Raw genomic sequence first — 12,477 nt, forward strand, 5'->3', positions numbered from 1 at the left:
CTTTGTGGGCAGATGACGCGAACCGTCAGGTTGTCTGCCAGCTTCCGCCCAGCGCGCGGAACAGGTCCACTTGCGCAAAGGCCACCGCGCGCCGCGCCGCCGCATAGTCGGCATCGGCGCTGGCCAGCGTGCGCTGCGCGTCGAGCACGTCGAGCGAATCGATCTGCCCCCTGCTCTGCCGCGCCATGCTGACATCCGCCGCGCGCTTGGCCGCATCGCGGGCCGAGGCAAGCCGGTCCTTGCGCAGCAGCGCGTTGCGATAGGCGGAGAGCGCCGTCTCGGTTTCCTGCAAAGCGGCCAGCACGGTGCCGTCGAACCTCGCGAGGTCGGCCTTGGCGTCCGCCCGCGCCCCGCCGATCCGTGCGCGGATGGCTTCCTGGTTGGGGAAGGCCCAGGAGATCATCGGCCCCAGCAGCCAGCGCAGCGGACCGCCGCCGAACACGTCGGTCGCCCCCACCGCCGTGGTGCCGACCGAGCCGCCCAGCGTGATCTTGGGATAGAGATCCGCCGTCGCCACGCCGATCCGCGCGGTATCGGCAGCAAGACGGCGCTCCGCCGCCTTCACGTCGGGTCGGCGCGCCAGCAGGGTAGCGCCGTCGCCCACCGGGATCGGCTGGCCGACATCGGGCGTCGTCGTCCGCGCGCGTACCGAGGCTGGAAGATCCTGCGGGGTGCGGCCGGTCAGCGTGGCGAGGCGGAACAGCGCCGCATCGCGCGCCGCCTGCAGGCTGGGGATCGCCGCCGCCTGCTGCTCGCGCAGTTGGGTCACGCGGATCACGTCGAGCTTCTGGCTGAGACCACGCTCGAAACGGGCATTGGTGATCCGCTCCGACGTGCCGAGCAGCGCGACGGTATCCTGCGCCACCGCGATCTGCTCGGCCGAGCTGGCGGCATCGACATAGGCGCGCACGGTATCGGCCACCACCGTCACCCGCACCGCATCGGCGTCCTCCATCGAGGCGGCAAGATCGGCGCGCGAGGCCTCGACCCCGCGCCTGACGCGGCCGAACAGGTCCAGCTCGTAATTGACCGAAAGCTCGCCGTCGACGCGGCGCCCTTCGCGGTCGTAGCCGGGCAGCACCTGGCTTTCCGAGACGCGGCCATAAGTACCGCTGGCATCGATGCCGGTCTGCGGCAGCGCGTCGGACTTCGAACCGCGCAGGTTCGCCCGCGCCTTCTCGATCCGGGCCACCGCCACGCGCACATCGGTATTGGCGGCCAGGGCATCGCTGACCAGACCGTCCAGCACCGGATCCTTGTAGAGGTGCCACCAGCTGTCGTCCGGCCATGCCGTGGTCACTTCGGCGGACTGGACGCCCGTGAAGGGCGCCCCCGCAGTAGCCGGCGGCGTCGGCGCGACATAGTCGGGTCCGACGGCGCAGGCCGAGAGGCTGGTCGCGGCAGCAAGAGCCGCGACCATGGTCTTGATATTCATGGACATCATCCGTCCTTTCATTCCGCCGGGATCACCGCGTGGCTCTCGTGGTGCGGTTCCCTGGGCTTGCGCCGCAGGGCCGCCGCGAGCCTGCGGCAGACGACGTAGAAGGTGGGCGTGAACAGCAGGCCGAAGGCGGTAACGCCGGCCATGCCGAAGAACACCGCCGTACCCAGCGCCTGGCGAAGCTCGGCGCCGGCCCCGCTCGCGATCACCAGCGGCACCGCGCCGAGGATGAAGGCGAACGAGGTCATCAGGATCGGGCGCAGGCGGGTGCGGGCCGCATAGACGGCTGCCTCCACCGGCGAGTAGCCCCGCTCGTCCTCGGCCTGCTTGGCGAACTCGACCACAAGAATCGCGTTCTTGGCCGCCAGCGCGATCAGCACGACCAGACCGATCTGCGTCAGGATATTGTTGTCCATCCCGCGCAGGTTCACGCCCAGCATCGCCGCGAACAGGCACATCGGCACGATCAGGATGATCGACAGCGGCAGGGTCAGGCTCTCGTACTGGGCGGCCAGGACCAGGAAGACGAACAGCACCGCCATGCCGAAGACGATCCCGGCGGTGTTGCCGGCCGTTGCCTGCTGGTAGGCGATACCCGTCCACTCACGGCCGTAGCCCGAGGGGAGCGTTTCGTCCGCCACCTTCTCCATCGTCGCCAGCGACTGGCCCGAGGAGTAGCCCTTGCCGTAGCTGCCGTCGATTTCCACCGCCGGGTGCAGGTTGTAGCGCACCACGCGGTAGGGTCCGGTCTCGTCCTTGAAGGTCGCGACCGAGCCGACCGGCACCATCGCCCCCGAGTCGGAACGGGCCTTGAGGTTGGCGATGTCCGCCGTCGAGCCGCGATAGGGCGCATCGGCCTGTGCGGTCACGCGGTAGGTACGGCCGAGCAGGTTGAAGTCGTTGATGTAGGACGAACCGAGGTAGACCTGCATCGCTTCGAAGATCCTGGACGGCGAGACGCCCAGCATGTCGGCCTTGCGGCGGTCCACGTCGGCATAGACACGCGGGGTGTTCATGCTGAACAGGGTGTAGACCTGCTGGAGCTGCGGCTGCTGGTTGGCCTGCGCGATCAGCGCGCCGGCGGCCTTCTGGAGTTCACCCAGACCACGGCCTTCGTTGTCCTCCACGATCATGCGGTAACCGCCCGGGGGGACGATGCCGTTGATGGTCGGCGGCGGAATGACGAGGACCTGTGCCTTGTCGTAGCCTTTGATGGCTTCCTGCGCCTGCGCCATGATGCCTTCGTAAGTGACGCCGAGCTGCTTGCGCTCCTCGAAGCTCTTGAAGGGGAAGTAGATGGCGGCGGCATCGGGCGCTGCGGTCTGCGAGGGCCCATGGAAGCCCGCGAACATCACCGCGCCGCGCAGGCCCTTGATCGGCAGGATGCGCTTGGCGACTTCCTGCGTCACTTCGTCCGTGCGGCTGAGCGAGGAGCCCGGCGGCAGGAAGATCGCGGCGAGGAAGTAACCCTGGTCCTGCTGCGGGATGAAGCCGGTCGGCGTCGCCCAGAACATGCCCACGGTGGCGGCGATGAGGGCGGCATAAGTCGCCATCATCTTCACCGGCGCCTTCACCAGCCTGAGCGTCAGCGCGGCATAGCGGTCGCTCATCCGGTCGAAGCCGTGGTTGAACTTGTCCGCGCCGCCTTGCAGCACCCGCTTCCAGCGCGGGGCATTGGCCGCAAGGCCGTGCTTGTCCTTCAGCAGCAGCGCGGCCAGCGCGGGCGAAAGCGTGAGCGAGAGCAGCAGCGAGATCGCGGTGGCCGTGGTGATGGTGACGGCGAACTGCTTGTAGAACTGCCCCGACATGCCGGTGATGAACAGCGTCGGCACAAACACCGCGCAGAGCACCAGGACGATGGCGATCAGCGCGCCGGTCACTTCGTCCATCGAGCGCCGGGCGGCCTCGATCGGCTTCATGCCTTCCTCGATATAACGCTCGACGTTCTCGACCACGACGATGGCGTCGTCGACGACGATACCGATCGCGAGGACAAGGCCGAACAGCGAGAGGTTGTTGAGCGAATAGCCGACCGCCGCGAGCATGATCGCGGTGCCGACCAGCGACACCGGGATCGCGATGATCGGAATCACCGCCGCGCGCCAGTTCTGGAGGAAGACAAGGATGACGAGCACGACGAGGATCACCGCCTCGAACAGCGTGTGATAGACCGCATCGATCGACTGGCCGATGAATTCGGTGGGGTTGTAGATCACCGAGTATTCCAGGCCCTTGGGGAAGGACTTGGCGACATCGTCCATCTCGGCGCGCACCGCCTTGGCAGCGTCGAGCGCGTTCGAGCCCGGGCGCTGCAGCACCGCGATCACGACGGTGGGCTTGCCCGAAAGGTAGGTGTTGGTGGTGTAGTCCTGCGCGCCCAGTTCGACCCGCGCGACGTCGCGCACGCGGACCTGACGGCCATCGGCATCGGTCCGCACGACGATGTCGCCGAACTGTTCGGGGGTGTTCAGGCGCCCCTGCATCTCGACGCCGACCTGGTAGGCATTGCCGCGATCGAACGGCGGCGCGCCGATCGAGCCGGACGAGACCTGCACGTTCTGCGCCTTCAGCGCGTCGACGATCTCGCCCGCCGTCAGGTTCATGGCGGCGGCCTTGTTCGGGTCGATCCAGATGCGCATGCCATAATCGCGCGAGCCGAACAGCTGCACGTCGCCCACGCCGTCCAGCCGCGCAAGGCGGTCCTTCACCTGCGTCAGCGCATAGTTCGACAGGTAGTCGCGGTTGAACGTGCCGTCCGGGGACTGCAGGTTCACCACCATCAGGAAGTCGGGCGAGGTCTTGCGGGTGACGACACCCATCGCGCGCACCGCTTCGGGCAGGCGCGGCTCGGCCACGGCAACGCGGTTCTGCACGAGAACCTGCGCGGCATCGAGGTCGGTACCGATCTTGAAGGTGACGGTGATCGTCACCTTGCCGTCGCCGGTGGACTGCGAGGACATGTAGAGCATGTTGTCGACGCCGTTGATCTCCTGCTCGATGGGAGCAGCCACGGTGTCGGCAACGGTTTCGGCGGAAGCGCCGGGATATTGGGCGGTCACCGTCACCGTCGGGGGGACGATGTCGGGATACTGGCTGACCGGCAGGCCGAAGAACGCAAGCGCACCCACCACGGTGACAAGCACCGCGATGACGCCTGCGAAGATCGGCCGGTCGATGAAGAACCGGGAAAATCGCATGGGAATATGCCCCTCTCACGGGGGACGGTCACGGAATGGACCGCCCCCCTGATGGGTGGATCAATGGGCGATAGTGGCCTGCGCCCGGACGGGCGCGATAGTGGCCTGCGCCGCGGCGGGCGAGCTGGGGCCGGAAGCGGCAGCGGCGGCCGCTGCCTTCATATCGGGCGCGATCTGGCCGCGACGGGTATTGACCTTGGCGCCGGCGACGGCAGCCTGATAGTTGGAGATGACCACGCGGTCGCTGGGGACCAGCCCCGCACGGATCACCCGCAGACCGTCGACCAGCGGGCCGAGTTCGACCGGCTTGGCGGCAACGGTGCCGTCCTTGCCGACCGTCAGCACCACCTTGCGGGCCTGGTCGGACTGGATCGCATCGTCGGGCACCAGCATGGCCGTGACGGTGCCGCCCTCGGCCAGACGCATGTTGCCGAACATGCCCGGCGTCAGGAAGCCGTCCTTGTTGTCGAGCACGGCGCGCACGCGGATCGTGCCCGAACGCGGGTCGAGCCCGTTGTCGGTGAAGTCCAGCTTGCCGTTCCAGCGGTAGGCCGTCTCGTCCTGCAGGCGGACCTGCACGTTCGCGGCGTCCTTGTGCTCGGCCTTTTCGCGCTGGGTCTTGAGGAACAGCGCTTCGGAGGCGTCGAAGGTGAAGTAGATCGGGCTGACCGCATTGATCGTGGTCAGCAGGCTGGCGCCGGTGCCGTTCTCGCCCGAGACGAGGTTGCCCACGTCCACCCGGCGGTCCGAGATGCGGCCCGAAATCGGGGCACGCACGGTCGAGAACTCGACATCGAGCGCGCGCTGGCGCACCCGCGCCTGCGCGGCGGCCAGCTGGGCATCGGCCGCCCTCACCCGCGAGCGCAGCTGGTCGACCTCGCTGGCGGCCATCGCCTCGTCACCCTTGAGCCCGGCAACGCGCGCATAGTCCGAACGGGCGAGCGTCAGCGCCGCCTGCGCCGAGGCGACTTCGGCCTGGGCTTCGGCAAGCGCGGCACGGTAGGGACGCGGATCGACCACGAACAGCGCCTGTCCGGCCTGCACGAAGTCGCCGTCGCGGAACAGGATCCGGGTGACCGCGCCGGAAACGCGCGGACGCACTTCGACGGTCTTGCTGGGGGCGAAGCGGCCGACATAGTCGTCCCACTCGGTCACCTGCCGGACCAGCGGATTGGCGGCCTGCACCACGGCAGGCGGCATGGGGGCGGCATCGGCGGGGGCTTCGTGGAACAGCTTCCACCCCAGCCCCGCCACCGCGACCAGAGCGATGGCTCCGATCGCCATGTGGCGACCGCTCCCTCGCTTGCGGCCGGTGTCGCCGGGGGGCGTCGACACCGTGGCCGTTTCTTCCAGTTTTACAGGAGCATTCACGCAGCAAGTCTCCGGACCGGGGCGCGGCTGCGCCCGATGAAATCGATGACGGCGCCGACCTTGGCTTCGCTGTGACCCGCAGCTTCAGCCTCGCGGATCGCCGAGACCGGCAGGGTGTAACCATGGTGCCAGGCCCGGACGGCCAGTTGCCGCAGCGCTTCCAGCTGCTCGTTGGCGAGCATCCGGGAGGGCGGCGTCGGGCCCAGGATCAGGCGGGCGAGCCAGCGGCGCGGGCGCTGCGGGATCAGGCTGTTCAGCCCGTCCTCGCGCGCCAGTTCAACGACGCGGCGTTCGAGCCGGCTCAGCAGGCTTTCGGCGGGCATGCTGGGGGCCGGATTGGAATTTGCGACGGGCAGCGCGGTGTGCGCTGCATCGGAAAAATCGATGAAGGCCATGTTTGTGCTCCCTGAAAAGGAACCGACGCGCGCCCTCGGGACAGGAGGGGGAGGTTAAGGGCGCGCGCCGGCGTGCTCCGATGCAAGGGGCATCGGAAAGTCTTTGGACGCAGACCGGCACCGCGCGGAGACAGGGCTCCGCAGCGCCGGCTGCTTTCGGTTATTCTATGGAGCCGCCCGCGGGGGGGTCGGGCGGCGCCGGGGAGGAACTCCGGCCCCGATCTCCCGTCTGTGCGGCGAGTCGGCTATGCCCTCGTTCTGTACCGATTGGTATATATAGCGGTACAGAAATCGTCAAGCGGTTTTCTGTACCGCTCGGTAAAATTAGGTGCAACGCAGCAATTTCAAGGGCGTGAACGGTGGGTGAATGAAATTTTTTCGCGGCCCTGGTTTGGAAATGCGCTTTCAGCGCATTTCGTGGGGGAGTGGGCCGGCGCCGCCGAAATCCGTCTTCGGCGGATTTTCAGACGAATCTTACTTGCCCGGCCACATGGCGAGGAAGGTATCGACCACGCCCTTCGCTTCCTGCGTGCAGGCACCGCCCTGCGCCTTCACCGACATGCCCTGCAGCACGGTCATCAGGCAATGGGCCAGCGAACGGGGATCGACGGCATCGGGCAGGTCGCCCTCGTCCTTGGCACGCTCGAAACGCGCGATCAGCGAGTCTTCGGTTGCCAGCCGGCGCGCCACCACGAAGTCGCGGATGGAGGCATCCTCCATCGTGCAGGCCACGGTGGAGATCACGCTGAGGCATCCGTTCGGATCGTTGCCGCCGCCGCCGCAGTGAGTCGTGATCGCGCCGTTGAGCAGGCGCTCGGCCACGCCGCGCGCGGTCGGCGCTTCCAGCGCCTTGCCGACATAGGCCAGCTTGTCGCGCTCGTAGAGGTCGAGCGCCTTCTTGAAAAGCGCCTCCTTGTTCCCGAAACAGGCATAGAGGCTGGGCTTGGTGATGCCCATCGCCTCGGTCAGCTCGGCCATCGACGCGCCTTCGTAACCACGCTGCCAGAACACGCGCAGAGCCGAGGTAAGCGCCTGTTCCGGATCGAATTCACGCGGGCGACCACGCGGGGCGGCAATGGAGTCGGAGCATTTCATACCGGTCGGTATATAGTTATCCACACCCGCCCCGTCCAGTGGCGTGCGAGATATGATAGGTCATAACCGGGTGCAAAGGGCGCAAACACCCTCCCCCGCAACGCTTCGTCAGTCTGATCCGAAACGGCGTTTCGGATGGTTCGGCACCGAACCGAAATTCGCTCTTCCGCGAATTTCCAATAAGACTCCTACAGATGGTCCAGCGGCAATGCGGTAGTGAACTTGATCTCCGAGAGCGCGACCATCGAGTTGATTTCCTGCACCCCGGGCACTTGCGAGAGTTTCTCGAAAAAGAACCGCTCGTAAGCCTCGATGTCCTCGGTGACGATGCGCAGCATGAAGTCCACCGACCCCATCAGCACGTAGCAGTCGAGCACTTCGGGAAAGGCGTTCATGGCATCGGCGAACTGCGACAGGTTGGCGCGGCCATGCGCGGTCAGCTTCACTTGCGCAAACACTTGCGCGCGCAGGCCGATCTTGCGCCGGTCGAGCACGCAGACCTCGCTGCGGATATAGCCTTCGTCCTTGAGCCGCTGGATGCGCCGCCAGCACGGCGCCTGCGACAGGCCGATCTCCTGCGCGATGTCGGCCGAGGAGCGCGAGGCATCGACCTGGAGAATCGCCAGGATCTTCTTTTCGTACTCATCGAGCCCGCTTGACATATTCAATTCCAAAATTTCACATTCACCGAATAGATGACGCCATACATAGCGCATTTACCGGCAAATTCGCAATTTTTATCAGGCCAAACACTGCTATTTCCAACGCTCCCCCAAAGTGAGGACGACAACGGAAATGGTGAACACGCTGGATTGCGAACTGGGTGAACAGTTCGTGGTGATCGACGACCCCGAAAGCGGCGCGAAGGGCGTGATTGCCATTCATTCGACCTCGCTTGGCCCGGCGGCGGGCGGCTGCCGTTTCTGGAACTATGCCGATCAGGACGCACTGGCGACCGACGCCCTGCGCCTTGCCCGCGGCATGACCTACAAGAACGCGATTGCCGGACTGCCCTTCGGCGGCGGCAAGGCCGTGCTCCAGCGCCCCGAAGGCAGCTTCGACCGCGCCGCCATGTTCCGCGCCTTCGGCCGTGCGGTCGAGAAGCTGGGCGGCCAGTACGTGACCGCGGAAGACGTCGGCACCACCATCGCCGACATGCGCGCGATTGCCGAGGAAACCCGCCACGTTGCAGGGCTCGACAAGAAGCCGGGCTTTGCCGGCGGCGACCCCTCGCCCTGGACCGCGCTCGGCATCTTCAAGTCGATGCAGGCCGCCGCGCGCGTGAGCCTGGGCTCGGACGTGCGCGGGCTGACCGTGGCACTGCAGGGCACCGGCAATGTCGGTTCGCACCTGGCCGAGCTGCTGCATGAAGCCGGCGCCAGGCTGGTCCTTGCCGACGCCGATCCGGCCCGCGCCGAGGCGCTTGCCGCCAGGTTCGGTGGCCGCGTGGTCGCGCCCGACGAGATCCTCGCCGCCGAAGCCGAGATCTTCGCCCCCTGTGCGCTGGGCGCGGTGCTGAACGAACAGACCATCCCGGTGCTGCGCGCCCGCCTCGTCTGCGGCGGCGCCAACAACCAGCTCGCCACCGAACTGGACGGCGCGCGCCTGGCCGAACGCGGCATCGCCTATGCGCCGGACTACGTGGTCAACGCGGGCGGCATCATCAACGTGGTGGCCGAATACCTCGGTGAGACCGAAGACCAGGTCGGCGGCCGTATCGACCTGATCGCCGAGCGCCTGGGCGAAATCCTCGCCACGGCCGAGAGCGAAGGCCGTCCGAGCCATGTCGTCGCCGACGAGATGGCCCAGCAACTGGTCGCGCGCGGCCGTCTGGTCGCAGCGTAAGATTGAGTCTGGGGCGGGGCCAAGTGCCCTGCCCCAACATCTTTCGGCCTTTTAGGCCAACCTCCCCGAATACGCTTCGTCGCCCCGCGAAGGCGGGGGCCCCGCTTTCTTTCGCCCCGCCGCAAGAACAAGCGGGATCCCCGCCTTCGCGGGGATGACGGAATAGAGAGTGGGATGTTGGGCTCCGTTTAGCCCTGCGCTTCGCCGACAGTCCAGTAACCGGACGCGCGGAGCCAGCCCAGCGGATGGCCCATCTCGTCGGTCAGCCTGGCGCGAATGGCCTGCGCCACCGCCGCTTCCGCCGCGATCCATGCATAACCCTCGCCTTCCGGCAGTCCGGCATCGCCCAGCGCGGCCAGCAGCGGCGCGGGGTCTTCGCCGTGGCCTGCGTGTTCCACCCAGATCCACGTCAGCCCTTCCCGCGCCGGGACCGGCGCCCGCTCGATCCCCGGCGCGACCGAAACCAGCGCGGTGACGGGAACGCCCGGTCGCAGCTCCTCGATCCGGCGCGAGAACTGCGGGATCGCGGTCTCGTCGCCGACCAGCAGATACCAGTCGAAATCGTCGGTCACCACCGCCGAGCCGCGCGGACCGCCGATATTGAGCACGTCGCCGGGCCTGGCCGCCCTCGCCCATGCCGTGGCAGGGCCTGCGGGATCATGCAGCGCAAAATCGATCGCCAGCGTGCGGGCGGCAGGATCGAACAGGCGCGGCGTATAGTCGCGCATCGCCGGTTTCTCGTCCGGCCCGGCGCCCGCGACGGGGAAAAACAGCTTGATGTGATCGTCGGGCGATCCGCTCTCGAAATCGGCGAGATCCTCGCCCTCCAGCCAGACCCGCAGCATCGCCGAGCCCAGCGGCTCGACCCGGCTGACGACAAGGCTGCGGCGCCGGATCTCGCGGCGGATGCGCTGGACCGAATGGCGCGGGAGGGAATCCAGGGGGACAGCCGGATCCCGGCCATGATCGAGGGGGGCGGAAACGGGTTCCTGAATCGGTTCGCTCAGCGTCAGGCTCCATATCTGGCGATCGCGCCGGCCGGTGACGCCGGTGCTGGGGGGCCTTTGTTCTGCGCGCACCGCACGGCGATGGCAAGCTGGCGGCCGAGGCTGGCGGCGCCCCCCAACCGGACGGCAAGAGGGACACACGGCACGGGACGGCCAGGGAATCCGGGCCCCGAACAAGGAAAGGGGCGGGACACCGAAGCGTCCCGCCCCTCCGCTGGGAGCACATAGATCGAATAAGCGCTGCGCGCTTTCGATCAGAACATGTCGGCGTCCAGCGCCATCATCGAGGCCTTGCCCGACTTGATGGCGAGGAACGCGGCGGTCGCCTGCGGCAGCAGACGGTCGAAGAAGAACCGCGCGGTGGCGATCTTGGCGGTATAGAACGCCGCTTCCCCGGTGCCTTCGTCCAGCCTGGCCTTGGCGATCAGGGCCGCCTTGGCAAACGTGTAGCCCATCGCGACAAGGCCCAGCAGGCGCAGGTAGTCGGTCGCGGCAGCGCCGGCTTCCTCGGGGTCCTTCATGCCCTTCTGGGCAATCGTGCCGGTCGAGAGCTGCAGCGCGCCGAAGGCCTTTTCCAGCCCCTCGATCATCTTGCCGAACGTCTCGTCACCCTTGTTGGCCTCGATGAAGTCCGACACCGGGTGGAAGAACGAGCGGAGATAACGACCGGCATGCGCGGGCATCTTGCGGCCGACGAGGTCGAGCGCCTGAATACCGTTGGTGCCTTCATAGATCATCGCGATGCGAGCATCGCGCACGAACTGTTCCACACCGCTTTCGGCGATGTAGCCGTGGCCGCCGTAGACCTGCACGGCAAGGTTCGCGCTTTCATAACCGCAGTCGGTGAAGAGCGCCTTCACCACCGGCGTCATCAGCGCGATGAAGTCTTCCGCGCGGGCCTTCACCGCCGGGTCGGTCGCATGCTTTTCGGCATCGAGCGCGCGGCTGACCCAGGCGCCGACGGCGCGACTGCCTTCGTTGTAGGCGCGCGCGGTCATCAGCATGCGGCGCACGTCGGGGTGGACGATGATCGGATCGGCCGGGCCCTTGGGGTTCTTCACGCCCGAGAGCGAGCGGCCCTGCACGCGCTCCCTGGCGTACCACACGGCCGACTGATAGGCGGCTTCACCCACGCCAAGCCCCTGGATGCCCACCGAAACGCGTTCGGTGTTCATCATCCTGAACATGGCTTCCATGCCCTTGCCGGGCTTGCCGACCAGCCAGCCGATCGACTCGTCGAAGTTGAGCTGGCAGGTGGCCGAGGCCTTGAGGCCCATCTTGTGCTCGATCGCGGCGACCGAAACACCGTTGGACGGGCCGGGCGTGCCGTCTTCCCTGGGCAGATACTTCGGCACCAGGAACAGGCTGATCCCCTTCACGCCTTCCGGCGCATCGGGAAGCCGTGCGAGCACGAGGTGGATGATGTTCTCGGTCAGGTCGTGCTCGCCCGCCGAGATGAAGATCTTCGCGCCGGAGACCTTGTAGCTGTCGTCACCCTGAGGAACCGCCTTGGTGCGCAGCATGCCGAGATCGGTGCCGCAGTGCGGTTCGGTAAGGCACATCGTGCCCGACCAGATGCCTTCGACCATCTTGGGCAGGTAGGCCTGCTTCAGTGCGTCGCTGGCGTAACCCTCGATCGCGGTGGTCGCGCCGTGGGTGAGGCCGGGATAGAGGCTGAACGACAGGTTGGCCGAGCAGATCATCTCCTCGGTCAGCTTGTTCAGCGCTTCGGGCAGGCCCTGACCGCCCCACTCGGGGTCGGACGCCAGCGCGCACCAGCCGCCTTCGCGGAACATGTCGTAGGCTTCCTTGAAGCCCTTGGGGGTGCGCACGACGCCGTTTTCGAGGGTGCAGCCCTCGATGTCGCCGCTGCGGTTGAGCGGCAGCAGGACTTCCTGCGCCACCTTGGCCGCCTCTTCCAGCACCGCGTCCACCAGATCAGGCGTGAATTCGGCGAGGGCTTCGAGATTGCCGAAGCCGTCGTCATTATGCAGTTCGTGGAGCACGAACTTCATGTCGCGCAAGGGCGCTTCGTAGACTTGCATGTCACTCTCCTCGCGGGTCGCAACGTCGATCCATTTCACCCGTCATCCCCGCGAAGGCGGGGATCCCGCTTCTTGCGGCAG

9 protein-coding genes are annotated in these 12,477 nt (G+C 67.0%); 1 reads left to right on the top strand and 8 read right to left on the bottom strand.

What is annotated here, in order from left to right:
- Positions 1 to 25: 25 nt before the first annotated feature.
- From DM450_RS12530 to DM450_RS12555, 6 genes are all read right to left on the bottom strand, one after another.
- Positions 26 to 1,435: an efflux transporter outer membrane subunit gene (locus tag DM450_RS12530; RefSeq protein ID WP_142635262.1), complete on the bottom strand. Its 1,410-nt coding sequence runs from the start codon at positions 1,433 to 1,435 to the stop codon at positions 26 to 28.
- Between the two features lie 17 nt (positions 1,436 to 1,452).
- Positions 1,453 to 4,638 (bottom strand): efflux RND transporter permease subunit, encoded by a 3,186-nt coding sequence (locus DM450_RS12535; protein WP_142635264.1) that lies wholly within the window; start codon positions 4,636 to 4,638, stop codon positions 1,453 to 1,455.
- Between the two features lie 60 nt (positions 4,639 to 4,698).
- Positions 4,699 to 6,009: an efflux RND transporter periplasmic adaptor subunit gene (locus tag DM450_RS12540; protein ID WP_370584502.1), complete on the bottom strand. Its 1,311-nt coding sequence runs from the start codon at positions 6,007 to 6,009 to the stop codon at positions 4,699 to 4,701.
- Positions 6,006 to 6,404, bottom strand: coding sequence for a hypothetical protein (locus DM450_RS12545; RefSeq protein WP_142635266.1), 399 nt, complete (start codon positions 6,402 to 6,404; stop codon positions 6,006 to 6,008). The genes DM450_RS12540 and DM450_RS12545 overlap by 4 nt, the downstream gene beginning before the upstream one ends.
- A gap of 474 nt (positions 6,405 to 6,878) precedes the next feature.
- Positions 6,879 to 7,499, bottom strand: a complete 621-nt coding sequence (locus DM450_RS12550; protein WP_142635268.1) for a TetR/AcrR family transcriptional regulator — start codon at positions 7,497 to 7,499, stop codon at positions 6,879 to 6,881.
- 188 nt (positions 7,500 to 7,687) lie between these two features.
- Positions 7,688 to 8,161 (bottom strand): Lrp/AsnC family transcriptional regulator, encoded by a 474-nt coding sequence (locus DM450_RS12555; protein ID WP_142635270.1) that lies wholly within the window; start codon positions 8,159 to 8,161, stop codon positions 7,688 to 7,690.
- A gap of 133 nt (positions 8,162 to 8,294) precedes the next feature.
- On the opposite strand from DM450_RS12555, the gene DM450_RS12560 reads away from it, so the two are divergent.
- Positions 8,295 to 9,344 carry a Glu/Leu/Phe/Val dehydrogenase gene (locus DM450_RS12560; RefSeq protein ID WP_142635272.1) on the top strand — a complete coding sequence of 350 codons (1,050 nt, stop codon included), beginning with the start codon at positions 8,295 to 8,297 and terminating at the stop codon, positions 9,342 to 9,344.
- A gap of 188 nt (positions 9,345 to 9,532) precedes the next feature.
- Here DM450_RS12560 and DM450_RS12565 read toward each other — a convergent pair whose 3' ends face one another.
- Both DM450_RS12565 and DM450_RS12570 read right to left on the bottom strand, forming a co-directional pair.
- Positions 9,533 to 10,423 (bottom strand): siderophore-interacting protein, encoded by an 891-nt coding sequence (locus tag DM450_RS12565; RefSeq protein WP_260609846.1) that lies wholly within the window; start codon positions 10,421 to 10,423, stop codon positions 9,533 to 9,535.
- Positions 10,424 to 10,605: 182 nt separating this feature from the next.
- Positions 10,606 to 12,396, bottom strand: a complete 1,791-nt coding sequence (locus tag DM450_RS12570; RefSeq protein WP_142635274.1) for an acyl-CoA dehydrogenase C-terminal domain-containing protein — start codon at positions 12,394 to 12,396, stop codon at positions 10,606 to 10,608.
- Positions 12,397 to 12,477: the final 81 nt, after the last annotated feature.

The organism is Sphingomonas sp. IC081 (assembly GCF_006874585.1).
Classification (GTDB): domain Bacteria; phylum Pseudomonadota; class Alphaproteobacteria; order Sphingomonadales; family Sphingomonadaceae; genus Novosphingobium.

Coding starts and splice junctions, on each gene's coding strand:
- DM450_RS12530 (WP_142635262.1), bottom strand. CDS start 1,435: ATGAATATCAAGACCATGGTCGCGGCTCTTGCTGCCGCGACCAGCCTC.
- DM450_RS12535 (WP_142635264.1), bottom strand. CDS start 4,638: ATGCGATTTTCCCGGTTCTTCATCGACCGGCCGATCTTCGCAGGCGTC.
- DM450_RS12545 (WP_142635266.1), bottom strand. CDS start 6,404: ATGGCCTTCATCGATTTTTCCGATGCAGCGCACACCGCGCTGCCCGTC.
- DM450_RS12550 (WP_142635268.1), bottom strand. CDS start 7,499: ATGAAATGCTCCGACTCCATTGCCGCCCCGCGTGGTCGCCCGCGTGAA.
- DM450_RS12555 (WP_142635270.1), bottom strand. CDS start 8,161: ATGTCAAGCGGGCTCGATGAGTACGAAAAGAAGATCCTGGCGATTCTC.
- DM450_RS12560 (WP_142635272.1), top strand. CDS start 8,295: ATGGTGAACACGCTGGATTGCGAACTGGGTGAACAGTTCGTGGTGATC.
- DM450_RS12570 (WP_142635274.1), bottom strand. CDS start 12,396: ATGCAAGTCTACGAAGCGCCCTTGCGCGACATGAAGTTCGTGCTCCAC.